16 protein-coding genes are annotated in these 23,836 nt (G+C 54.5%); 10 read left to right on the top strand and 6 right to left on the bottom strand.

Features of this window, described 5'->3' with window-relative positions; translation table 11 throughout:
* Positions 1-82: 82 nt before the first annotated feature.
* The gene (locus tag G6R38_RS02685; RefSeq protein WP_166820129.1) at positions 83-2,578 is read right to left on the bottom strand and encodes a hypothetical protein; all 2,496 of its coding nucleotides are present in this window, start codon (positions 2,576-2,578) and stop codon (positions 83-85) included.
* A gap of 212 nt (positions 2,579-2,790) precedes the next feature.
* On the bottom strand, positions 2,791-4,428 hold the full coding sequence (locus G6R38_RS02680; RefSeq protein ID WP_166820128.1) for an AMP-binding protein: 1,638 nt from the start codon (positions 4,426-4,428) through the stop codon (positions 2,791-2,793).
* Between the two features lie 135 nt (positions 4,429-4,563).
* On the opposite strand from G6R38_RS02680, the gene G6R38_RS02675 reads away from it, so the two are divergent.
* Positions 4,564-6,849: a VIT and vWA domain-containing protein gene (locus G6R38_RS02675; RefSeq protein WP_166820127.1), complete on the top strand. Its 2,286-nt coding sequence runs from the start codon at positions 4,564-4,566 to the stop codon at positions 6,847-6,849.
* Between the two features lie 310 nt (positions 6,850-7,159).
* Positions 7,160-8,812, top strand: coding sequence for a glycosyltransferase family 39 protein (locus tag G6R38_RS02670; protein WP_166820126.1), 1,653 nt, complete (start codon positions 7,160-7,162; stop codon positions 8,810-8,812).
* Between the two features lie 5 nt (positions 8,813-8,817).
* On the opposite strand, the gene clpB is transcribed toward G6R38_RS02670, so the two are convergent.
* Positions 8,818-11,460, bottom strand: a complete 2,643-nt coding sequence (gene clpB, locus G6R38_RS02665) for an ATP-dependent chaperone ClpB (RefSeq protein WP_166820125.1) — start codon at positions 11,458-11,460, stop codon at positions 8,818-8,820.
* Positions 11,461-11,616: 156 nt separating this feature from the next.
* Here clpB and G6R38_RS02660 point away from each other — a divergent pair, with 156 nt between their 5' ends.
* Together G6R38_RS02660 and G6R38_RS02655 are read left to right on the top strand one after the other, a co-directional pair.
* Positions 11,617-12,693 (top strand): DUF1559 family PulG-like putative transporter, encoded by a 1,077-nt coding sequence (locus G6R38_RS02660; protein WP_166820968.1) that lies wholly within the window; start codon positions 11,617-11,619, stop codon positions 12,691-12,693.
* 378 nt (positions 12,694-13,071) lie between these two features.
* Positions 13,072-13,560: a hypothetical protein gene (locus tag G6R38_RS02655; RefSeq protein WP_166820124.1), complete on the top strand. Its 489-nt coding sequence runs from the start codon at positions 13,072-13,074 to the stop codon at positions 13,558-13,560.
* 94 nt (positions 13,561-13,654) lie between these two features.
* On the opposite strand, the gene dnaK is transcribed toward G6R38_RS02655, so the two are convergent.
* Positions 13,655-15,565: a molecular chaperone DnaK gene (gene dnaK / locus G6R38_RS02650; protein WP_166820123.1), complete on the bottom strand. Its 1,911-nt coding sequence runs from the start codon at positions 15,563-15,565 to the stop codon at positions 13,655-13,657.
* 482 nt (positions 15,566-16,047) lie between these two features.
* Here dnaK and pheA point away from each other — a divergent pair, with 482 nt between their 5' ends.
* The 6 genes from pheA to G6R38_RS02620 all read left to right on the top strand — a co-directional run bounded on the left by pheA (position 16,048) and on the right by G6R38_RS02620 (position 20,543).
* Positions 16,048-17,226: a prephenate dehydratase gene (pheA, locus tag G6R38_RS02645; RefSeq protein WP_166820122.1), complete on the top strand. Its 1,179-nt coding sequence runs from the start codon at positions 16,048-16,050 to the stop codon at positions 17,224-17,226.
* A 140-nt stretch (positions 17,227-17,366) separates the two neighbouring features.
* A complete protein-coding gene (gene tpiA, locus G6R38_RS02640; protein ID WP_166820965.1) occupies positions 17,367-18,131 on the top strand; it encodes a triose-phosphate isomerase in 765 nt (254 codons plus the stop codon).
* Positions 18,132-18,190: 59 nt separating this feature from the next.
* The gene (gene secG / locus G6R38_RS02635; protein ID WP_166820121.1) at positions 18,191-18,625 is read left to right on the top strand and encodes a preprotein translocase subunit SecG; all 435 of its coding nucleotides are present in this window, start codon (positions 18,191-18,193) and stop codon (positions 18,623-18,625) included.
* Between the two features lie 108 nt (positions 18,626-18,733).
* Complete coding sequence (locus G6R38_RS02630; protein WP_166820120.1) at positions 18,734-19,606, top strand: YicC/YloC family endoribonuclease; 873 nt, start codon at positions 18,734-18,736, stop codon at positions 19,604-19,606.
* 72 nt (positions 19,607-19,678) lie between these two features.
* Positions 19,679-20,257 carry a guanylate kinase gene (gene gmk, locus G6R38_RS02625; protein WP_166820119.1) on the top strand — a complete coding sequence of 193 codons (579 nt, stop codon included), beginning with the start codon at positions 19,679-19,681 and terminating at the stop codon, positions 20,255-20,257.
* A 13-nt stretch (positions 20,258-20,270) separates the two neighbouring features.
* On the top strand, positions 20,271-20,543 hold the full coding sequence (locus G6R38_RS02620) for a DNA-directed RNA polymerase subunit omega (RefSeq protein WP_166820118.1): 273 nt from the start codon (positions 20,271-20,273) through the stop codon (positions 20,541-20,543).
* Positions 20,544-20,568: 25 nt separating this feature from the next.
* On the opposite strand, the gene G6R38_RS02615 is transcribed toward G6R38_RS02620, so the two are convergent.
* Positions 20,569-22,779 (bottom strand): site-2 protease family protein, encoded by a 2,211-nt coding sequence (locus G6R38_RS02615; RefSeq protein ID WP_166820117.1) that lies wholly within the window; start codon positions 22,777-22,779, stop codon positions 20,569-20,571.
* Between the two features lie 46 nt (positions 22,780-22,825).
* Complete coding sequence (locus G6R38_RS02610) at positions 22,826-23,827, bottom strand: efflux RND transporter periplasmic adaptor subunit (RefSeq protein WP_166820116.1); 1,002 nt, start codon at positions 23,825-23,827, stop codon at positions 22,826-22,828.
* Between the last annotated feature and the right edge of the window lie 9 nt (positions 23,828-23,836).

Below are 23,836 nucleotides of genomic sequence, written 5' to 3'. Positions count from 1 at the left end.
ACGTCAACGCGAAAAATCCCGCCCTCGGTCGAAACCGTGAGCGGGATTTCTCATTGTTCGTCAATCGAATTCGAAGGTTCGATTACTCTTCCGCACTGAACTCTTCTGGCATCGGAGGAACGGGGGCCATCGGTGCGTGAATTTGGTGATGGGGTTCCGAGTGCGTTGCGGCAGGCATCGGATGACATTCGTCTTCGATGATGCCCGGTCGCTTGACCAGTTTCGGAACGTTGGCGTGCAACGATTTCATTCGCACGACAGGTTCGTAGTACTCTTCGGTCACCGTGTAAGGAATTTGCACTTTCTCGGTGACGACTTTTTGCTCCGGAACCATTCGGTAGGAAACCACGGTCCGTGTGGACTGTTGTTTGCGGTGCTCGTACTCGACGTACTCGACACATCGTTGGCGTTCGACGGCTTTGTAGTACGTGCGAGGAACGAGTCGGGTGCGAACTTCCGGTTTCATCACCGTGCAGTAGTCGGTAGCGGTTCGCGGTTGCAGCGTGTAGCTCGTGAGCGTCACGATACGTGAGCGTTGTTCGGGTCGCCAAACGGTGCACTCGACTTCACGAGTTTTGGTTTCGCAGACCATTTGTCGAACAGGAACCAACTTCGTTTTGCAAATCTTCCGTGGCACGGTGTAGCAGACTTCACGAGTCCGAACTTGCGGCACACAGACGACGACGTTCGAGACTTTCTCGATGACGGCTTGTCGTGGGCGACAGATCGGCACTTGGCGAGTGATTTGCTTCGGCACCGTGTAGCAAACTTTGACGTTGCGAGTGCGAACTTCACGACGCATGCGGCAGACAGGAACCTTGCGGACGCGAGTTTCCATTTTGCACAGCGTGGTGCGAACTTTTTTCATCTGCGTTTGTGGTTTGTAGACCGTGACGCAGTAGGTGTAAGGAACTTTCTTGCAGACTTGCTTCATCGACGGACACATAGCGGTCTTGCGGACCCACTTCGGCATCCAGACCCACCGCATGGGCTGGTCTTTGGCATGTGTGGAAGCCAAGTCGCATTGCGGTTGTGGTTTGTGAACCGAAACCGGCGTCGTGTTGCAGGTGTTGCACGCGTTCGGGCGTGGCATTGGGCAGTTGTCGAAGCAAGCGGTCAGTTCGATGTCGCTCGACTTTTCGGTTTTTGTGGTGGCTTCTGGAGCCGGTGCGGCTGGGGCTTCTTGTTGCATCACTTGCGGGCTGACCGGGTAGTAATAAGGAGCCACTCCGTAGCCGGCAGGAGCGTATGGCATGACCGGTGCAACCGGCAGCGGCACATAACGCGGCGTCGTGAAACGATCGCATTTGCGGTAGAGATAATCTTTCGCGTGACCGAGTTCCATCCCGACGACATCGCAAACCGATTCCATGAATCCAACAGCACAGCTGCCGTAGTTGTGAATCAAGCCGAGTCCATTCTCGACACAGTGACCAGCACCGCGAACACCCATCGACAATCCGGCGTATGCACCGGCGAAGTGCATTCCAAGATGGCCTTCACAGCTCCCGTTGGAACCGTTGCAATGTGCACCGCCAGTCATGCAGTGACCCATCCCAGCGTGGCTCATGCAAGAGCCCGTCATACAAGTCGGGCCGGGTTGATTGCACGGACCGCAAGGACCGAATTCCATACAAGTCGGAGCCGGGCAGCCGGGAACGAGTTTCCAAGAGCCTTCGTCCACGTAGGTTTCGCTGGCTTTCAGAACCGGCACCATGTGCGAGATGGTTCGGTAGGCTGTTCGCTTCTCTTGATGGGGAACCATCACAGTGACCGGGACGGTGTCTTCGACGGTGTACGGCACTTTGACGCAGTACGGTTCGTCGCGGTAGGTCGTCTCGGGGATATTCACGCAGTACTGTTGTTTGACAGTCTTCACAGCCGGCACACCGACGGTTTGAGTGACGGTCTTCAACTCGTATTGTGGGACGGTCACACGGTACTTGCGGCGGACGGTTCGAAGTTCCGGAACACCTACGGTGTACTGAACTGTTTTCTTACGTTGCTCTGGAACACAGATTGTGTATTTCTGCGGCACGTGTCGAACGACCGGTTTCAAGACTTTGTAATGTTGAGTCTTGGTGACTTTCTCCGGCACCATCACGGTGTAGGTTTGCGTCACAGGACGTTTGACCGGAACGGGCACGCAGTAGGTCACGGTGCGAGTCTTGGTTTCCGGCACCATCACGGTGTAGCGTTGAGCCACTTTTTCCGTGTAGGGGATGTTCTCGAAGAACGTCTCGATTCGGGTTTTCTTGTGCGGAATCGTTTCGGTGAACGTGAAGGGAACTTCCTTCGTCTCCGCCACTCGGTTGTGCACGGTGACGGTCTTCTGCTGCGTTTCCGTGCGGTATTTCGTGACTTCCCGTGTCCGTTTTTCCCAGTGAACTTCTGGGACGGCGACGGTGGAAGGTTTCACATCGTAACTGAGGTAACAGGGTTTCCCGGCACCATCCGCCTGAGCATGCGGGGGATGGGGAGCGCCGTGATGGTCAGCCGAGGCGGGGACACCAGCGAGCGACCAACCGCCCGTGATGATCGCGACGACCGCCGCACGGAAATGCGAACAGCGTTTCATGAAAGTCTTCCTTCCTGCGAAGATATGTTTGGGGAACGTTGCATTTTTGCAACATAAACCCCTCGCAGGTCGGAAGAAGATGATGTCAAACTGCGAAAGCTGAGAGCTTTTGCGTTCTCCGGGCAGACCCTACCGGTTATGCCAGTCGAATGGTGTGTGATGCGCGCGCGAAGCGTTGGTCATTCTTTCAACCATTCGACGCGGAACGGGTTTCATCCGTGAGCATCCGCCAGTTCTTTCAGTCTTCGCAGGTCCAATTTGCCCGTGCCCAGGATCGGAATTTCCTCAACTGGGATGAACGCCTCTCGGTCGGGAATCCACAAGTTCGGGAGGTCGTGTTCATGCAGATGACAGATCAATTCCTCCGGCGAAAGAGGATTCTCTCGGTAGAACACGATCAACCGTTCGCCACGTTTGGCGTCCGGCGCGGAGCTCACTGCGATCATCAGATTCGGAATCAAATCGTCGTCGTCATCCGATTCCGCAACCGTTTCCGTCGCCGTCGAAACCGCTTGCTGAAGCAGTTTCTCGATTCGCTCGTGCGGAACCATTTCGCCGCCGATTTTCGAGAACCGACTTTGTCGCCCAGTGATCTCGATGTACCCCTCGTTATCGATTCGGGCAAAGTCGCCGGTCACATACCAGCCATCGAGCACGACTTTCGAAGTCCGGTCATCGTCTTCGTAGTACCCCTGCATGACGTTCGGTCCGGAAATCAGCAGCAAGCCCTCTTCCCCGATACCACGGTCGGCGAAACTCTCCGGATCGACTACCTTGGCTTGCACACTTGGTAACGGTCGTCCCACGCTTCCGAGTCTTGTTCCGGCGGACGAATTTTGGGTGAGACGGTTCTCAGGGATATTCACCGATACCACCGGAGACAACTCCGTGGCTCCATAACCTTCACTCGGTTCCACGCCAAACTTTTCTCGGAAGGCGTCTGTCAGGTCGCTGGGCATTTTCTCGGAACCGACGATGACCAAACTCAGTTGCTTGACCTGCTCCGGCTTCCATCGTTTCAGATATGATCTGAGAAATGTGGGAGCGGACATCAGAATCGATCCGCCATATGTTTCAAACAACCGGCCGATCTCACGGGCTTCGAGCGGGCTGAAGTGGTACGCCGCTGCTGCATCGAGTGTCAACGGCAACCACAGCGTCGCGGTGTAGCCGAAAGAGTGAAAGAACGGCAGAATCCCAACGAGCATATCGTCGGCACGGATATCAGCGATCGCACCCACGCCAAGCGTATTGGAACTCACGTTGCGATGGGAAAGCATCACGCCCTTGGGAACGCCGGTCGATCCCGAGGTGAATAGAATCGTCAGCAAGTCATCCGGTTGAACTCGATGCAAACCAAGTTGCCGTTCGACAATGGGAATCGGCAAGACGAATGCTTGCAGGAACGCGGTGAGTTTGTCGGCTTTTTTCGCTTGTTTTCGCAGGTCTTCGATGAAGATCAGCTCGGCATCCAGTTCAAAGCCGCATTTCTTCAGCACTTTGCGACTGGTGATGACGTGTTTGATTTTAGCGCGACGGATGCAGTCGTTGACGGCTTCGTTGGTGAGGGTGTAGTTCAGATTGACCGCAACTCGATTCAACAGCGTTAGGGATGTGTTCGCCAACACTCCGCCAACCGATGGCGGCACGAGCACGCCGACGTGTTTCTCGTCATCGGACAGAAAGGAACGCTTGAGAATGCGGCCGAGCACGATTGACGCAGCGAGCAACCGTCCGCCGGAAAGCTCGACACCGGTGGAGTCTGCGACTTTTCGCCGTGACTTCGCCTCGCGGCATTTCCGCAGGAATCGTCGCGACAACACTAAGTCCACAGGTTGATATGAGTCCACAATCCGAGTCCTTTCAAGATATTTTATGGAGTTGGTAGGATTCTCGGAACTTGAGGCTACGTCAAGCGTCCCAGCTAGAGAAGTTCAGTTTCTCACAAAATGCCGTTTCGGCCGCGTTCGACTCAGGAGCGAAAAATGCACAGATTCGGAATGCAACGCTTGATATTAGTGCTCGGTGCCGCGGTGATCGCGTTGGGTCTGCCGAGGGTTTCCCCAGCGTGTTTTATGCGGTCTCCGCAACCGGTGCAGGTTTGGCTCGATCACATCCATGTGGAAATCACGAATGGCATTGCCGTCAAGACTTACAACTGCACGTTCAAGAATCTTAATGCACAAGCGATTGTCGGTGGCGAATGCTACATGGAACTCGAACCCGGTGCCCAAGTCGATGACATGAGCGTTTGGGTCGATGGTAAAGAAATGAAAGCCGAGATTCTCGATGTTGCCAAAGCCAAGGAAGTCTTCGCGGACATCGTGCAGAAAGGTGGTTCACCGGCCTTGCTCGAATACTTCGGGAACCAACTGATCACCACCAAAGTTCCCAAAGTCCCTGCCAACGGGACCGTGCAAGTGAAACTACGATACACGATGGCGTTGAAGAAACGCGATGGTCTTGTTCGGTTGCAGATGCTCAACACGAACCCCAAGACGCTTCTGCAACCCCTCGAAAGTGCCGGCGTTACGGTGAAAATCAAAGAAGCCGACCCGCTCAAGAACATCTATTCCCCGACGCATGACATCAAAATCGAGGAAGAGAAGGAGTGGGATGTCGTCGTCAAATGGGAGGAGAAAAACTATCTCCCGCGTCATCCGTTCGTGCTGTATTACGATACCAATCCGCAAGCGGTCGGGGCGAGTTTGATTACGCATCGCGATTTCGATGAAGAGGGCACATTCATGATGATGCTCTCCCCCACCGTTGGCACCGGTCCCGGTCAGATTTCCAGCGAAGCGATTCTGCCCAAGGATGTTGTTTTTTGCGTCGATACCTCCGGTTCGATGTTGCAAGGCAACAAAATGCAGCAGGCACGGAACGCACTCAAATATTGTGTTGAACAACTACGCGACGGCGACCGGTTCAACATTGTCAATTTCAGCACTTCCGTTCGCAGTTTTCAGGAGCAAGGATTAGTCGAAGTCGATGACGCTACCCGGAAACGGGCGTTGGAATACGTTCGCAAACTCAGCCCGCGTGGTGGAACCGCTATTCAGGAGGCGTTAGATCATTCCCTCAAAATGCTTGCGAACGACAAAGATCGACTCAAGATGATTTTGTTCGCAACCGATGGTCTGCCGACAATCGGTGAGACCGACCCGCAAGCAATTCTCAAGAACATGGCCAAACGCAACACGGATGACGTGCGAGTGTTCGCGTTCGGTGAGGGATTCGACGTCAACACGAAACTGCTGGATTTCCTCGCACTCAACAATCGAGGAGAGGCGGAATACATTCTGCCAGAGGAAGACATCGCTGAGAAGATCAGCCGATTCTTCGATCGCGTCGGTTCACCGATCTTGACCGATTTGCAAGTAGAATTCGACGGTTTGGAAGCCAAAGACGTTTTCCCGAAGCAAATCAAAGACGTTTTTCGGGGTGAGCAGGTCATTCTCTATGGACGCTACACCGGACATGGCCGGAAGACGGTTCGCGTCACCGGTAAATCAAACGGAAAAACGGAAACATTCACTTTCGAACTCGAGTTCCCCGAATTCTCGGAAGACGATCAAGGTTCATTCGCACCGCGTTTGTGGGCCGGTCGCAAGGTGGATTATCTGTTGACCGAAATCCGCAAAGCCGAAACACCGCCGCAAGAATTGGTCGATGAAGTGAGCTTCCTGGCCAAGCGGTATGGGATCGTAACGCCCTATACGAGTTACTTGATGACGGATGACGTGGTCGCCGAAACGCCAACCGCACCCGGTTTTGGTGGAGCGATCGGTGGTCCGATCCCGCCCGGACAGCCCCGACCGGTCCCTTTGAACGTGCGACTCAAGCGGAATCTGAGCGATGCACTCGAGACCGCACCGGCGGCTAGTTCAACGGTTGAGGAAAAACGAGCCCGTGTCGATGCGGCCAAGAAACTGTCCAATAGTCGCCAAGCTCTGGATCGAAGCGGTGGGGCAAGTGCACTCGATGAAGCTGCGGAAGCCGAATTTCAATCCGGCGGACGTAAGGAATCGGGTTTGACCCAAATGCGTTACATCGGCACGCAGACGTTCTATCAATCGCGAGGAGCTTGGTATCAAAGTGATTTCGATGCGAAGAAAGCGAAGGACATCAAGACGATCGAAGTTGGTTCCAAGGAATACGTGGACTTGCTGCTGAAGAAAGAGGGCTTGGCGAAATTCCTCGCGTTGGGTGAGGTCGTCGTCAAGATCGATGGTGAGTGGGTCCGGTTTGTCGAACCACCGAAAGAATGATGAAAGTGCTCGGAACCGAACTTTTTGCAACCGCCTCGACTTCAAGTTGGGGCGGTTTTTCCGTTGGAGGACGGCGAGAGCTAATGTAATCCAGCCAAGCGTTTACTTTTAGTCAACCCCAATCTTCGGATTGACCGATAACAACCCAGACGCCCAACCAATGGGGCAGCCGCGCTCCGTATCGATAGCTCCGACCAAGAGCAGTTCCTGATTCGCCGATGCGGGACTGCCTCGCGGCAGTGCGTGAGACACGAGTTTTTTTCGCATTCACCGCGGACACAGAAGGCCGTGAAACGGTCTAGGACACCACATGCGATTTGAGTTCGACCAGACATGCGGTTCGTCGCAACCGTTTCTCGGACCACCGGGGCAGGACGGTCAGGATCGTGCATGGACCTGGAATGTCTCGGTTGCGAAAGTGCTGATCGTCTTGCTCATCGTAGCAGCGATTCCGCGGCTCGTCATGATGTTGAAACTGACGAGCTATTGTAACGACGCATATCTTTACTTCTTCCTTGCCGATCATCTGGAGCAAGGAAACCCGGCTCCGATGCTGTCCGCGATTGATTGGAACATCTATCCCGCGATTTTGGCCTGCGGACACCATTTGGGATTTGAATGGGGCTTCGTCGGTAAGGCGTGGGGCGTGCTGACAGGCACATTGACCGTGCTACCGCTGTTTGGCTGGAATCGACGCTTGTTCGGTGACACCGTCGCTACGATTGCATGCTTCTTGTATGCGATTCATCCCGGCATGATCGAAACCGGAGCCGAGCCAATCCGCGATAGTTCGTTTTGGCTCTTTCTGGCAACCTATGCATACCTGCTGACTTGCCTCCTCCATCGATTCCAGTGGCGAACCGTTTTGGGAATCGTCCCGGTTTTTTTGTTGGCCGTCTTCACACGCAGCGAAGCTTGGCTGCTGTTGATCCCGCCGGTGATGTACGGTGTGGTGACGTTGCTGCGTGACAATCCGTTGCGACATATCTCAAGTCGCTGGCGACTTCGAATCGGCATGTTCGCAGGGGCGGCGATTGCCAGTGGTGTTGCTCTCCTGGGGTTGCATGCCATGGGGGTTGTGCAGTTGTCGTTGGGTCGCGTCTCGCACTTTGCGGAAGGTTGGACGTGGCTCCGAACCACGCTGACTGGGCAAGTCGATACAAGTTCGCAAATCATGGCCCGTGGATTTCAGGAACGCTTCCTAACCTACTGGGACAATGTCTTCGACTGCTTCACGCCTCAGAACCTGTTCATGCTGGGTGTGGGGCTGTACTTTTTCCACCGGGAACTTCGTCGCCGCGAAATGGCCGTCTCTTTGGCTTTTTGTGGCTGCTTGATGGCTGCGGTGTGGATTCTCTTTGCCCGTCACGGCGTGACCAATGGACGGTATTTCTACCCCGTGGTGCTCACAATGTTGCCGTTCCAGGCTATGGGTTTGTTGAAGTGTTTCGAGCTTTACTGGCAGACCGACTGGACTCGTCGCATTTCGCTGCTGTCCGAACGTGGAGCTTGGATTTTCACGCTCGCTACGCTGTTGGGCGTGGGATACATCGACGCGATCAGTTCACGACACAATAGCCGAAATGCGGAAGTCGAGGTCGCCGAGTGGATTCGCGAGCGTGGCATCGCTGACTCGGTGATTCTTTGCGATCACGGCTCGAAGCGAATCGGTTATCACGCGCAAGAAAAAGTCCCCGCAGTCATCGGTGTCTGCGAGGAACTACCGGGGCACTTGGAAGCCGATGCCCCGGAATGGGTGGTGATGTCGAAACGATTCTTTGGCGGGCCAGGATTCGCCGACTTGCTACGGGAAACCCGTTTGCGAGGTTTCGAACTCGTTCCCATGCTCGGTCATCCGCGTGCGGACGAACGCTATCTGATTTTCCATCGAACATCCCGACCAAATCCGCTGCCGCCGATCCGAACCGTCGAGAGCAACGATTCCGACCGGCGAACCTTGTAGCCGCCTCAGGTGGCGGTTTCGGTTTGCGAATCTTTGGTGGTGAAGATGAACCCATCGGGGGCGGCATCCACGGAGATTGTCGTTCCCTCCGGAAACCGTTCCGACAGAATCTCGTTGGCCAACGAATTCTGAATCCGCTGTTGAATCACCCGCTTGAGCGGTCGCGCACCGTAGATCGGATCGTACCCCTCCTCCGCGAGCAACGTTTTTGCCGAATCGGAAACATCCAGCCCGTAGCCACGTTCGCGGAGCATCCCCTCGAGGTGGGCAAGTTGCAGATCGACGATCTGCCGAATCTCGGCCAATCCAAGTGGATGAAAGATGATGACTTCGTCCACGCGGTTCAGAAACTCCGGCAGGAACTCACGCCGCAACGCATCCGTGACACTCTCACGAATGTCCGCGTCGGATTCGTTGGCCGATGTCATTTCTTGAATCAGTTGGCTGCCGATATTCGAGGTCATCACGATAATGGAATTCGTGAAATCCACCGTTCGACCTTGGCCATCGGTCAGACGTCCATCATCCAAGACTTGCAGCAGGATGTTGAACACATCCCGGTGTGCCTTTTCGATTTCATCGAGCAAAATCACCGAGTACGGATTGCGACGGACCGCTTCCGTGAGCACGCCGCCTTCCTCGTAACCGACGTATCCCGGAGGAGCGCCGATCATACGAGCCACGGAATGCTTCTCCATGAATTCACTCATGTCGATGCGGACCATGTGACGTTCATCATCGAACAGAAACTCCGCGAGGGCTTTGCACAACTCGGTTTTGCCCACACCGGTCGGCCCGAGGAAAATGAACGATCCGATCGGGCGGTTCTGATCTTGCAATCCTGACCGACTTCGACGCACCGCGTTCGCCACCGCTTCCACGGCTTCGCTTTGGTTGATCATTCGCTGGTGAATTCGGTCTTCCATCAACAGCAACTTCTCACGTTCGCCTTGCATCATGCGAGAGATCGGAATGCCGGTCCATTGGCTGACAACGCCCGCAATGTCTTCGTCGGTGACTTCCTCACGGAGCAGTCGTGTGCCGTCGGTGTCCGCGGACTCTTGTGTTTTTTGGTTGAGATCCGCCAGCTTTTGTTCGGCGGCCTTGAGTTGCTCCTGGATCTCGTGGGCCTTGATGAACAACGAGTTGTCCAACGTTTGCTGAGCTCTGACGAATGTTTGCTCGTACTCGGTCCGCAAACGCTCGATTTCCTCCTGCAACGGCTTCATCCCGGAGAGTGATGCCTTTTCCGTTTCCCAACGGGCTTTGAGTCGGTTGACGACTTCTTCGCGATCGGCGATTTGCTTCCGCAATTCGTCCAGCCGCTCTTTGCTCTCCGGACTTTTTTCGCCGGCAAGAGCTTGAGCTTCGATTTGCATCCGTGTGAGCTGACGAGTGGCTTCGTCGACTTCCGCCGGCATGGAGTCAATTTCCATTCGCAACCGAGATGCCGCTTCGTCGACCAAATCGATCGCCTTGTCCGGCAGAAAACGATCGGTGATGTAACGGTCCGAGAGCGAAGCCGCCGCGATCAAAGCATCATCGGTGATTCGCACTCCATGGTGGGATTCGTACCGTTCCTTCAGTCCGCGGAGAATCGAAATCGTGTCCTCGACATTCGGTTCCTGCACGACGACTGGCTGGAAACGGCGTTCGAGAGCCGGATCTTTTTCGATGTGTTTGCGATACTCGTCGAGCGTCGTCGCACCGATGCAGTGCAACTCACCTCGCGCAAGAGCCGGTTTGAGCAGGTTCGACGCATCCATCGAACCTTCCGCACTGCCTGCCCCGACGACGGTGTGCAATTCATCAATGAACAGGATGATTTGGCCTTCCGCTTCCGTGACTTCTTTCAACACCGCTTTCAGGCGATCCTCGAATTCCCCGCGAAACTTTGCACCAGCGACAAGCGCACCCATATCGAGCGCGACAACTCGCTTGTCTTTCAAGTTTTGGGGGACATCACCGAGCACCACACGGTGGGCGAGTCCTTCGACAATCGCCGTCTTACCGACACCGGGTTCACCGATGAGAACGGGGTTGTTTTTACGACGGCGAGACAGAATCTGCACGACGCGGCGAATTTCCTGATCGCGGCCAATAACCGGATCGATCTTCCCCTGTTGCGCCAGCGCGACTAGGTCGATACCGTATTTTTCGAGAGCTTGGTATTTGTCTTCGGGGTTTTGATCTGTCACGTGCTGACCTCCTCTGATTTCTTGAATGGCTGATTCAACATCCGCGGTTTCCACCCCGTGCATATCGAGTAGCCGTTTGGCCTGGTCGTCAATCGTGGTTAGGGCGAGCAACAGGTGCTCGGTCGAGATAAATTCGTCTTTCATCGCTTGGGCGCGACGCTGTCCATCTTCGAGGACCTTCATCGTCTCCGGTGCGATCGACGTTTGCGTTCCACTGCCACTCACCTTGGGCTGCCGTTCGAGTTCACTGTGAACCACGGACGAGAGTTGCGAAACATTCGCCCCAATTTTTTGCAAGAGCGGACGCACCGCTCCATCGTTCTCGTCGATCAATGCCGCTAGCAAGTGAATCGGGCGGACCAATTGCTGATTGCGTTCGGTCGCCGACTCCTGAGCACGCTGAATCGCTTCAGCCGCTTTGATCGTACATTTGTTGATATCAAACGCCATGATCGATCCTTTCGTATCACTCGACTGCAGAAAAGCGTCAGTCAGAGCTAGTTGAATCAACTTCCATTCGAGTCTCTGGACAACTGGTTAAAGTTATTCGCTACATAACAGCTACTTAATATTTGATCGTTAGCCTTTGCATTGAAAGGAAGAAACATGCATTTCAATACGCGAAGTTGCTCTTGGCGTCACGGGTTTACAATACTTGAATTGCTAGTGGTTCTCGCCGTCATTGGTATTCTACTCGCTTTGCTCATTCCCGCTGTGCAGTCGGCTCGTGAAGCCGCACGGAAGACGTCCTGCGCATCGAATTTACGGCAACAGGGAATCGCATTGCACAACTATCACGATTCCTATGCCTGTTTTCCGCCGATTGTTAGCGGACGCTCTTATTTGGTAACGATCTTGCCAAATACGGATGAGAAACCGTTGCGGACGGAATATTGTCGCTTGAATGATGCCGCCGGCTCAGTCACCTCGCAACAGTGGTCCGCGTACTCGTTAAAACGTCCAAAAATTTACGTCTGCCCCAGCGACCCGCTCGGCGATCCGCCCCGCACGAGCTATGCGGGTAATTTTTCCACCGGCTTTCAGAAATACAAGTACAACGGCTTCTTTCGTCATGATGTGCCGTTCTGGGATTATGTTGGCCAGCAAGGACCAGTTCGTTCCCGAGATGTCACCGACGGGCTCTCGACGACGGTGGCGATTTCGGAAGTGGTAATTCATTCGGGCAATCTAGCCGAACCCGCCGAGTCGCGACAAACGATGTGGATCGTTTCGCCGGAGTTGAACGAAGCCAATCAACTCGACGACTTCGCCGATGCCTGCCGAGAGGCTCCGAACCTCTCGACGCATTATCCGGGGACATTGGGCTCTAGCTGGTTGGATGGAAACGTGTCCTATGGGTTGTACAACCATGTCCTCCCGCCCAATTCACCCAGTTGCAAGAACGGGGCAGAGGGTGGAGACATATACAACAATGCCTATACAGCGGGGAGTTATCACGCCGGCGGCACTCAGTCACTGTTCGCGGACGGACATGTGGCTTTCTCATCTGAAACAATTGATCGAAACGTTTGGCGGGCGATCGGTTCGCGCGCTGGCGGGGAAGTTGTTCCCGTGTCTGAGTTTTTGAAGTACAAAGTCGAAGGAAACATTGCGATGAGTTGTTTTCGATGGATTTTGGGACTGGTGGTATTCGGTGTTCCTACAATAGTTGCGTATGCCTAGGACATTAATAATCCAACGAACAATCATGAGTTTGGGATTTACGCGACAGTCACCGTGGAAGGCGGTGAAGCGCACGACAACGGCGAACCAGTACTGGTAGAAATTGTTAGTGGGCACTGGAGTAGTTGGACCCAAACGCCCGTTCTCAGTTCGATTCATGCTGATGTCGATGACGAAGACTGGGAGGCGGATCTCCCACCTAACTCTCCGAATGGCTGGCCGCTTGGCAACGCACACATTCGAGCGAAACAAGATGCCACAGTTGGTGGCCTCGACCGATCAAGCGTCAACATCAAATTCGTTGCGTCCATGTAGTGTAACGACACCAGTCAAAGCGTCCCAAGATTATGTTCAGACTCTCAACGATTGGCGATCATCATGCCTTTTCAAGTTTTTTTGGTCTGTTTCGTGACAGTCTTTTTGGGCTCAAGCGGCTGCTCTCGCGTTGAATCTGCCTCAGATGCCGATTCACCGATTCGCAACGCGAACATTCCGGACTTGGAGGAAGGCTCGATCGGTGCGAAGGTCGAACGGCAAACAACGACCACGTTGGAAGGGAAACCGCTCGATCTGAAGAAAGGCGTGAAAATCGGCCAAAAGTTTTTGGTTACCATCGACTACACGATTCCCGCATCCCCGGAGACTGCCAAGAAGTCCGTGCTCAGCGAAATCGTATTTGTCCGTCCTGATGGCAGCAAAGTCATTATGCAAGCGAAGCATACTAAACCGAAGCCGTTGGACGAGGGCAGCCAACGGGTTGCCGTCGAATTATTCGGCTTCAAACGTTCTGGTGACTATCAAATCGAACTTGCCTGCAAAGGCATTAAACTGATCAAGCCGTTACCCATTAAGATTTTGCCCAACTAGTCGCAAAACAGGTCTTGATTATCGGCATTTAAAGAACGGAATGCCCGTAAGCGGCATTCCGTTCTCCAAACTTCGTTTGCGATGAGACCGACCACTATTCGGACTTTTCGAATTCGGCGTCGATCACGTCATCATCGTCACCGGCTGTCGCTCCGGCGGGTTGTCCTTCAGGAGCGGCACCGGCTTCAGGACCGCCCGCACTTTGCATGTGCTGGGCCAATGCCTGAGCGGCCTGTTCCAATCCGCTGATGGCACTTTCGATGGCAGCCACGTCTTCACCTTGTTCGGCTTCTTTGACGCGTTGAATCGAAGACTCGACGGCGGTTTTGGAACCTTCATCGAGCTTGTCACCATGCTCGTTGAGCATCTTTTCGGTTTCATAGACCAGAGTTGATGCCTTGTTCTTGGTTTCAGCCAATTTCTTCTTCTGTTTATCTTCCTCGGCGTAAGAATCGGCTTCTTTCCGCTTTTGTTCGATTTCCTCCGGCGACAACGTACCGGCTTCTTCGATGCGGACTTTCGCTTCCTTGCCTGTCGAAACGTCCTTCGCGGAGACGTTCAAAATCCCGTTGACGTCGATATCGAACGCGACCTCAATTTGCGGAACACCTCGCGGAGCCGCCCCGATGCCTTCCAAATTGAATTGGCCAAGCAAACGGTTGTCGTTCGCCATGGCCCGTTCGCCTTGGAAAACCCGAACAGTGACCGCGGTTTGGTTGTCGGCAGCTGTCGAGAATGTTTCCTTCTTCGTGACCGGGATGGTCGTGTTGCGTTCGACAAGTTTCGTCAGAATGCCACCTTCGGTTTCGATCCCCAACGACAATGGTGTGACGTCGAGCAAAACGACATCGGTCACATCGCCGGAAATGATCCCACCTTGAATGGCTGCCCCGATGGAGACGACTTCATCTGGGTTCACACCCCGATGGAGTTCTTTACCACCGAAAAGTTTCTTGACGAACTCTTGGACCTTTGGCACACGAGTCGAACCACCGACCAGCACGACTTCGTCGATGTCGGACGGCGACAGCTTGGCGTCTTTCAACGCATCCGTAACCGGTTTGCGACACCGCTCAACAAGCGGATCGATCAAACGCTCGAACTCGCTCCGCGAAATCGTCAGCTGCAAGTGCTTCGGCTCGCCTTCGTGTTGCGTGATAAACGGCAAGTTGACTTCGGTGTCTTGAGCCGACGACAGTTCCTTCTTGGCTTTCTCCGCCGCTTCACGCAGACGTTGCAACGCCATCGGTTGTTCGCGGAGGTCAATTCCCTGCTCTTTCTTGAACTCGTCAGCCAAGTGGTCGATGAGAACTTCGTCGAAGTCGTCACCACCGAGGTGCGTGTCACCATTGGTGCTGAGCACTTCGACCATGCCTTCGGAAACTTCCAGCACGGAGATATCGAACGTACCGCCACCGAGGTCGAAGACGGCGATCTTTTCGTCGGCTTTCTTATCGAGACCGTAAGCCAAGGCAGCCGCGGTCGGCTCGTTGATGATCCGGCCAACTTCCAAACCTGCAATCTGACCGGCGTCTTTGGTGGCCTGTCGTTGGGCATCGTTGAAGTACGCCGGGACCGTAATCACAGCTTTGTTGACGCGGTGTCCGAGATAGTCTTCAGCCGCTTCCTTCAATTTTCGCAGCACCATCGCCGAAATCTCCGGCGGGGTGTATTCCTTGTCCTTGATCCCGACTTTCACATAGTCGGTCGGTTCACCGACGACGTTATACGGAACGGTCTTTTCTTCGGAATGGACCTCGTTGTGACGTCGGCCCATGAACCGCTTGATCGAGTAGATCGTATTGTGCGGGTTGGTCACCGCTTGGCGTTTGGCCGGCTCGCCGACGAGTGTGTCACCCTTTTCCGTGAAGGCAACGACACTCGGGGTGGTCCGGGCGCCTTCTTGGTTGGCGATCACCTTGGCTTCGCCACCTTCCATGACCGATACCACGGAGTTCGTGGTTCCCAGGTCGATTCCAATTACCTTCTCATTCTGTACAGCCATTGTCTTACCTTTCGCGATCAGTCCTGAAACCCCGATGGTCCATGTTCATTCGCGGTCCTGACAGCAGAGTGCGGACTGAATTCACCGGGAGATATCTTAAAATTTAAATTTGAGACGTTGGATTCACTCACTCGTCGGGCAAATACGTCTGCAATCAGTGTGCCAACACGAGTTTTTGGTGTATGGTTTTCTGTAAGTTAATTTTGTGAATGGGTTTATGTCGTAAGTTGGCTTCGGAGGGTTCCCGGCGGTTGCCGCTGGGTGACAAATTGGCATTCTGGTGGTGAATGTTTGATCTTGGTTGTGGTGTCAATTTGGCAGTCGATTCAGCCGCTTCTGATCGGTTTTTCGAAGTCCTGACTGCGGAAAAGGATGCGATTCTTGACAGCCATCGTTTGGCTCAGTACAACGACCCTGGTTCCGCCAAATTTTAACGATTGACGCCGACACGTACTGATCGACGACCAGTTGGAAAGATTCCAATGGCAAAGAAGACGGCAACAAGCAAACGTGCTTCCTCATCCACGAGTGCACGAAAAACGACTCGCCAATCGAGTCCCAAGAAAACGGGTCGGAAGACGTCTCGGGCAAAAACAACGTCAACACCTGCCAAAGTCAAGTCGCAGATTGATAAGTTAGACGTTGAGATTCTCAAGTTGATCAATCAACGGGCGGAATTGACCACCGGACTGCTTCAGGAGCAAGGGGCGGAGGCATTCTACGCTCCACAGGACGACGAAGCTCTCTGGAAGCGTTTGTCGTCCAAGAATTCCGGTCCGCTCCCCGATGAGGCGGTTCGAGGGGTTTTTCGGCAAGTGATCAGTGCCGCTCGTCGCGAAGTGAAGTTGCAACGTGTGGCGTATTTGGGACCGCGATTTAGTTTTACCTATCTCGCTGCGGTCGAACGGTTTGGGGAATCGGCCGAGTTGGTGCCTGTCTCCACAATTGCGTCCGTTTTCGAAGAAGTGAACCGCGGGCACGCCGACTACGGGCTGGTGCCGATCGAGAATAGCACTGATGGGCGAATCATTGATACGCTCGACATGTTTCGGCGTTTGCCGTTGAAGATTTGCGGTGAAGTGCAGATTTGTGTCCATCATAATCTGCTCGCCACGTGTCCGCGGAATGAGATCACCGATATCTACAGCAAGCCTCAGGCATTGTCGCAATGCCGGGACTGGTTGTCTCGAAGTATGCCGAATGCTGCAACCCATGAGGTGACCAGTACCTCGGCGGCGGCTCAGTTGGCGAAGCAAGGTCGCGGGGCGGCGGCGATCGCCAGTCGTCAGGCGGCTGTCCAATACGGGTTGGATATCATCGCCGAGGACATCGAAGATAGTTCTCGCAATGTGACCCGGTTTGCCGTGATCGGGGATGGCGTGGTCGAGGCCACCGGTGACGACCGCACGTCGTTGCTGTTGCAGATTCCTCACAAGCCAGGCTCGTTGGCAGAAACCCTGCAAGTCTTTGCGAAGAATAAACTTAACTTGACCTGGATCGAGTCCTTTCCGTTGCGTGATGAAGAAGGATATTTGTTCTTCATCGATTTCGAAGGCAACGTCAAAGAGGCCAAGGTGAAGCGGTTGCTGACAGCTCTGGAGGCGATCGCGGTCACCATGAAGGTCTTGGGGTCTTATCCCAGAACGGAACCACGCGACTAATTTTCAGATTCCCGCAGTTGTCGGCATCGTGATGGTTCCCAACGATGCCGAGGTATCCTATCCTTTCCGTTTGCTACGGTGTGGGATTCTTCCGTCGGTTCACGCCGTTGCGGTTTTTTGTATTGAAAGGCATTAAGTCCATGCGACGTCTGTTTGTGGCCGGCAACTGGAAAATGAACACCACAAAAGAATCTGGTGTGGCGTTGGCAAAGGAAGTTGCCGCGGCTGTGCCAAGTGGTGGCTCTGTCGACGTGATGGTTGCTCCGCCCTTTCCGTATTCCTCCGCCATTCACGAGGCAATCGCTGGCAGCGGAGTCGAATTGGGGGCCCAGAACCTTTGGTACGAACCCTCCGGTGCATTCACTGGTGAAGTCAGTGCCGATATGTTGAAAGACGTCGGTTGTGCTCAAGTGATCCTCGGGCATAGCGAGCGTCGCCATGTCTTAGGTGAGTCCGATGAAGTGATCAACAAAAAGAATCATCGCGGCTTGGAAGCTGGGCTTCATGTTGTCTTCTGTGTGGGCGAGCAGCTCGACGACCGTGACGGGGGTCGCACCGATGCGGTACTCTCAACGCAGTTGGAAGGTGGCTTGACCGGCGTTGAAGGTGGTCAATTCGCGAACCTGACGGTCGCTTATGAACCGGTCTGGGCGATTGGCACCGGGCGGACCGCGAGTCCGGAGCAGGCGGAAGCGGCCCATGCTCACATTCGAGGCTGGTTACGCGAGCATTACGGGGCTGAGATTGCCGATAGTACGCGAATCCTCTATGGTGGCAGTGTGAAGCCGGATAATGCGGCGGAATTGATCGGGCAAGACAATGTAGACGGTGCATTGGTCGGTGGAGCGAGTCTCAAAGCTGATCAGTTCATTGCAATCATCCAAGCAGCTCAAGGGCTTTCGTAGTCGGGCTTCTCGGTTAGACCGTTTGGACGGACACAAATTCGACAAAAAGGCAGTTGGCGATGGTGTTGGCCTATCTTTCGATGATCTTACTGATGGTCGTCGGCATTCTGCTGATGATTGTCATCTTGCTGCAACGTGGGCGAGGTGGCGGCCTGGCAGGTGCCTTCGGCGGTGCCGGTGGTGGAAGTGCATTCGGAACCCGCGCGGGTGATGTCTTCACAAAGATTACCGCTATTATGGCAATCGTTTGGGTGGTTCTCGCAGGGGCAAGTCGCTTCGCGTTGGAATCCGCTCAAGATGCTGGGGCTTCCGAGCACTTCGAGTCGGACGTCGAAGAGCCAGGCGTCAGCAGTGTTGGTGACGGTGAAGAGGAAGAGGTCGATCCGGGATCGGAGCCACCCGAACCCGCAAAGCCGACCGACGATGTCGAGCCTGATTCAGACGAAACGCCCGCACCTGCCGACGGTGAGTCTTCTGGCGACGGCACTGAGTGATCGTCTGGTCACACCAGGGCTTGTGGACTCTAACGTTAACCGCGATCGTCTGCGATCAGTTCCTACGCGTGAACGAACTGTAAATGAGGGACCAAAGTGCTGCTAAGCATGACTGGCTTTGGTGATGCAAGGCGAGAGACTGAACGCTTCGTCATTGCGTCGGAAGTGCGGACGGTTAACAATCGCTATCTCAAGGTGATGGTGCGGTGTTCCGACGGGTATTCGACCTTGGAACCGCGAATCGAGAAGCTCGTTCGTGAAACGGTATCGCGGGGCACGGTGAATGTGTCTCTTCGGGTCGATTCCCTCCGGAAGCGGGATCGCTTTCGGGTAAGCCGGGAGATGCTCGAAGACTATACGCAGCAACTCGAGTCCATTTCAGTGGAAAGTCGGCTGGCGGCTCCAACGGAAATGTTTCAGCTGCTTTCCTTGCCGGGCGTCATCCAAGAGTCAGAATCGGAAACGGGAAACCCCGAAGAAGATTGGCCGGAGATCGAGGCTGTCCTTCGGGAAGCCATCGAGCGTCTGCACGATTTTCGCGTCACCGAAGGTCGTTCCATGCAGGAAGAGTTGGTGCTGAACCTCGGTCAGGTTGAGGAGCAACTCGTTCGAGTTATCGATCTGACGCCAGAAGTTGTTGTCGGTTTACGCGATCGCTTGCTGGAACGTGTGCGGGAGTTGCTGGAGAACACCGACGTCAGTGTTGACGCCAGCGATGTGATCCGCGAGATCAGCATCTATACCGAGCGAGCCGACATCAACGAGGAAACGACCCGACTGCGGTCCCATTTGGAGCAGTTCCGGAACTATTTGGCGGCTGAGCAGTCCAATGGACGGAAGTTAGACTTTCTCACCCAGGAGATGTTCCGCGAAATCAATACGATTGGCTCCAAGGCCAACAATGTATCGATCGCCCACTGTGTTGTCGAAATGAAGGCTGTGGTGGAGAAAATTCGGGAAATCTTGCAAAACGTTGAGTGATTTCTCCGAGTTTTGATTGGGACAGATAGAGTTGATCGATCAGGAGTTGGAACCGTGCAGGCCGAGTCGGACATGAAATCGAATTCACCCAAGGTGGTGATTCTGTCCGGCCCAAGCGGGAGTGGCAAGACGACGATTGTCGAACGGTTGTTGTCCGAGTCATCAGTGTCGTTACAGAAATGCGTGTCGGCCACCACGCGGCCAGCCCGTCCGGGGGAAGTCGACGGAGTCGCCTACTACTTTATGACGCCAGAGGACTTCGAGGCCGCTCGGCAGGCGAACCAGTTTCTTGAGACCGCCGAAGTTCACGGAGCCGGTTATTGGTATGGCACCTTGAAATCGGAAGTGGATCGGGCGTTCCAACAGAATGCATGGGCGTTCTTGGAGATCGATGTGGAAGGAGCAATCGCGGCGATGGAGGTTTATCCCGACGCCATCACCGTGTTCCTGACACTGCCATCAATAGAAGAGTATGAACGGCGTTTGCGTGGGCGTCGGTCGGAATCCGAAGCGATGCTAAAGAAGCGACTGCAGACCGCGTTGAAAGAAGTGGAATACGCCGACCGCTATCGTCATGTCGTCGTCAACGACGATCTCGATGCTGCCGTCAAAGAAATATCACAAATCTTGGAATCATCTTGTTCTAACTGAGAGTGCAAACACAATGTTGGAAGAGTTCAAAGAAGAAGCGATCGTCAACAAATTGGGTGGACGATTCAAGTTGTCGTCGCTGATTCAAAAACGAATGGTCGCTTTGAATCGCGGGGCCCGTCCGCTGGTCGATGTCCCTACGAAGAATCTGATGCAGATCGTTGTCGCCGAGATCATGGCTGACAAAATCTATCTCGACCAAGAAGGCGAGTTTGCAATTCGCGAAGAAACGCCAGAAGCGATTCCGATCAGCGATGGCGGTCCAGACCTCGATGACTTGGAATAAACTGTGATGGTGTTGCTAGGCAACACTACCAGTCCATGCGGAAGGTCCGGTTGAGGTAACGGGTAAGTCGTGCAGCTAGCGATAGGGAGTCGGCATTGACTTTGGCTTTCCCGGAAGTGCCAATCAAGAGCGAGAAATCCGTCGGTTTCAACTCAACACGGGCCTGATACGCGGCACTCACGAGTTCCAACTGCCCATTCTCATTTGTTCGCGTCGGCAAGTCGTCGTGCCGAATGAGTTCCCGAGGAGCGACCTTCAGGTCGATCTCCGCGATCTCCTTCACCACGCCATGGCATATGGCGCCGGGGGTTTCATCGAGTGCCAATTGGACTTTCTGCGTCGGTTTGAGAAATTCAATATCGGATTGATCGATGATCAGCACCGCTTCGAGGTGCTCTGGATTGCCAATCCGACAGATGGTCGTTCCCGTCCGTAACGTGCAGCCCCGGTTGCGTTCATCAAGTGGAGAGCCTGACCACGTTGAAAGTTCACCGGCAGACGGTTGGTTCGACACAGAAGACGGTGGCAGAATCGTGCCCGCGACGGGCGCGATGAGCGTCAGCCGCGCGATGTCTTGTTCCAATCGACGCAGTTGCTCGGTGAGATCCTCCACCGCGGTCCGCGTGGATTCGAGTTGTTGCTTCAATTCGGGGTCGGAGAACTGACGGCTCTCCAAATTGCTCAGAATGAGTTTCTGGCGTCGAACCTGCCCTTTCAGTTCCGCATGTTTTTGCCGGAGCGGAAGGTTTTCCAAGTGGCCAATCACCTGCCCGGCTTTGACTTCGGTTCCCGGTTCAACGAAATCGAGGAGCCGCCCATCGACCGTCGCGTATACCGCTTTCGCATCAGCTGGTTGTAGCACGACTGGCACACGTATCCGGTGTGGCAACGGGATCATCAGCGTGACGACGATCAAACCAATAACTAAGCTCGCGCGACTCAAGAGACGGATGACATTCATGTCGTGAGTCCTATTGGGGTCACGGAGGAATCGAATCGTGGACATCAACGGACGGCCGATCATTCCGCCAAATACCACGAGGGCCAACAACTGGGCAAAGATTTCCAGACGATAAGGTTCCAACGTGCGGTTGAGGAACCACAGAATGACAAAAACGACCAGAAAACGATACACAAACGACGCTACGAAGTAGGTCGCCAGCAAGACCTGTTTGCGGTCTGGCAGAGTACGCTCGTTTTCGAGTCGGATATCTAAGAAGAACTTGCCAAGCCACTGACGGACTAGCGACTCGGATTGCTGACGAAGATTGGGAACTTCGAGCAAGTCCGCCAATATGTAGTATCCGTCATAGCGGAGGAGCGGGTTCCCGTTCAGCAGCAGAGTACTGATCGACGCCACGAACACCAGGTTCAAGCACAACGCATTGAGCAAACCAGGTTCGCTAAACCACCACAGGAACACGCACATGCTGGCCAGTCCGACTTCGACAACGATTCCGGCAGCACTGATCGCAACTCGCGACCATTTGCTTGGCAACATCCAGGCATCGGAAACGTTGACGTACATGCATGGCGAAAAAACCAGCAGCATAACGCCCATCTCATGGCATTCGCCACCGAAGTACTTGCAGCTGACGGCGTGTCCGAATTCGTGGAACACTTTGACGAAGCCGATCGTCAATGCCAGCAGAATGGCATTTCGCCAGCCAAAAAATGCTTCGAAGTCCGGCAGTCGGGCCATGACCGTTTGATACTGAACCGCGACCAGAATGAGCGCAGAGATGACCAGCAGCAAGTAAAGAATCGCGACCGGAGCACTGAACAGCCAGGAAAGTCGCGGGGTGAGTCGGTCGAGAAATCGGTCAGGATCCCAACCGCGGAATCGGATCGCGAGTGGGTTGGCGAATTGTGACCAGAAGGCGCGTCGCTTGAGTTTCTGATGTTCGTTGAGCAACGGCCGGTCTTGCCCGACGGCGCTGGACACCAGTAACCCTTCGCGATGAAGCATTCCAAGAAAAGATTGCAACTGATGCAAGCTGACGCGTCGAGGAGCAAACTCATGCTCGAATCGATCCCGAATTTCTTCGAGACTGATCGGCCGGTCGAGCATCTGAAAAATTTGGTATTCCTCGTCACGCAGTTGGTAGTAGCGCAACGAGACCGGATCTTTCAACCCCCACAGTCGCCGTTCACCATATTCCAATGGTTGGGCGGTGATGTCGGCGCGGCGACGCACCGAAATCGGTCTGGATGTGGACGGTGACCAAACAGCCATAATAACTCGGTCAAGTTGATTTCGTGGCTACTCCGCACAAAGTGACTTACTGTCGTTCTTGCTCGGCGGCAGCGGTTTCGGCATCGTAGCCAGCGATATCACGATTGATGATCAGACGGCCGGTCATACCGGGGCGCAGATTTTGGTCCGTGTTTTCCACTTCGGCCCAAAGCTCCAGCTCATCCCCATTGACGGCATTGACCTCGGGACTGACGAAGACCACTTTACCGGGATATTTTCGCACTTCGCCGCTCGCCAATGTGACCTCAAGCACAACCGGTTGGCCGGTGGGGTTATTCAAGACGTCGGCCAATCGAACGATGCCCTTCACTCGAAGACGATCCAACCGCAACAGACGACAGACGATATCCCCCGGCTTGACCCATTCGCCCCGACGTTTATTGACTTCCACCACGAAACTATCGAGCGGAGCTGTGATGCGGCGACGTTCGACCGATCTGGCGGCCTGGGCGTGTTCGTTCTGCTTCAGTTGAAAATTCAACTCGGCCAGATCCAGGTCATGCTTGGCTTGTTCGATCTCCAGCTGACTTCGCTGCACTTCCAGTCGGAGTTTTTCCAATTCGGTCTTGGAGACCACATTGTGGACTCTGTCGGCGGCCTCTTCCGAACGAGCCAGTTCTGCTTTGCGGACTTCGGCGGTTTTGCTCGCCAACCGCACGCGCACGTCGTTTCGGGCATCGCGTTGGGCGATGTCCATTTCGATCTCGGCCCGTCGTTTTTCCAGTTGAGATTCGGCGTCGTCGATTTGTCCGATCACCTGCCCTTCGCGGATTGTCATCCCTTCGCGTGCGATAATCGTCGAGAGTACGCCGGACTCTTGCGCGGGCACTTCGACTTGTTCGATAAGGGAAACCTGGGCGTCGGGAATAACGATTTCGGTGTTGGACTCCGTTTTCGCCACCTTACGGGACTGATCTTTCGGTGGCCCGAATGGGTCAGCGGATAGGCCCATTCGCAGGGCGACACAGCCAAAAGCCACACCGGCAACGAGGATGGCCGTTGTTTGGCGTCGGTTTGAAGTCAACATGGTTCGCTC

Origin of the sequence: Thalassoroseus pseudoceratinae, assembly GCF_011634775.1 — a bacterium.
Classification (GTDB): domain Bacteria; phylum Planctomycetota; class Planctomycetia; order Planctomycetales; family Planctomycetaceae; genus Thalassoroseus; species Thalassoroseus pseudoceratinae.
This window is presented reverse-complemented; position numbering and strand designations above follow the sequence as displayed.

What these genes read in the sequence shown, in the direction of transcription:
- G6R38_RS02685 (WP_166820129.1), bottom strand. Translation starts at nt 2,578, where the DNA reads ATGAAACGCTGTTCGCATTTCCGTGCGGCGGTCGTCGCGATCATCACG.
- G6R38_RS02675 (WP_166820127.1), top strand. Translation starts at nt 4,564, where the DNA reads ATGCACAGATTCGGAATGCAACGCTTGATATTAGTGCTCGGTGCCGCG.
- G6R38_RS02670 (WP_166820126.1), top strand. Translation starts at nt 7,160, where the DNA reads ATGCGATTTGAGTTCGACCAGACATGCGGTTCGTCGCAACCGTTTCTC.
- clpB (WP_166820125.1), bottom strand. Translation starts at nt 11,460, where the DNA reads ATGGCGTTTGATATCAACAAATGTACGATCAAAGCGGCTGAAGCGATT.
- G6R38_RS02660 (WP_166820968.1), top strand. Translation starts at nt 11,617, where the DNA reads ATGCATTTCAATACGCGAAGTTGCTCTTGGCGTCACGGGTTTACAATA.
- G6R38_RS02655 (WP_166820124.1), top strand. Translation starts at nt 13,072, where the DNA reads ATGCCTTTTCAAGTTTTTTTGGTCTGTTTCGTGACAGTCTTTTTGGGC.
- dnaK (WP_166820123.1), bottom strand. Translation starts at nt 15,565, where the DNA reads ATGGCTGTACAGAATGAGAAGGTAATTGGAATCGACCTGGGAACCACG.
- pheA (WP_166820122.1), top strand. Translation starts at nt 16,048, where the DNA reads ATGGCAAAGAAGACGGCAACAAGCAAACGTGCTTCCTCATCCACGAGT.
- tpiA (WP_166820965.1), top strand. Translation starts at nt 17,367, where the DNA reads ATGCGACGTCTGTTTGTGGCCGGCAACTGGAAAATGAACACCACAAAA.
- secG (WP_166820121.1), top strand. Translation starts at nt 18,191, where the DNA reads ATGGTGTTGGCCTATCTTTCGATGATCTTACTGATGGTCGTCGGCATT.
- G6R38_RS02630 (WP_166820120.1), top strand. Translation starts at nt 18,734, where the DNA reads ATGACTGGCTTTGGTGATGCAAGGCGAGAGACTGAACGCTTCGTCATT.
- gmk (WP_166820119.1), top strand. Translation starts at nt 19,679, where the DNA reads ATGAAATCGAATTCACCCAAGGTGGTGATTCTGTCCGGCCCAAGCGGG.
- G6R38_RS02620 (WP_166820118.1), top strand. Translation starts at nt 20,271, where the DNA reads ATGTTGGAAGAGTTCAAAGAAGAAGCGATCGTCAACAAATTGGGTGGA.
- G6R38_RS02615 (WP_166820117.1), bottom strand. Translation starts at nt 22,779, where the DNA reads ATGGCTGTTTGGTCACCGTCCACATCCAGACCGATTTCGGTGCGTCGC.
- G6R38_RS02610 (WP_166820116.1), bottom strand. Translation starts at nt 23,827, where the DNA reads ATGTTGACTTCAAACCGACGCCAAACAACGGCCATCCTCGTTGCCGGT.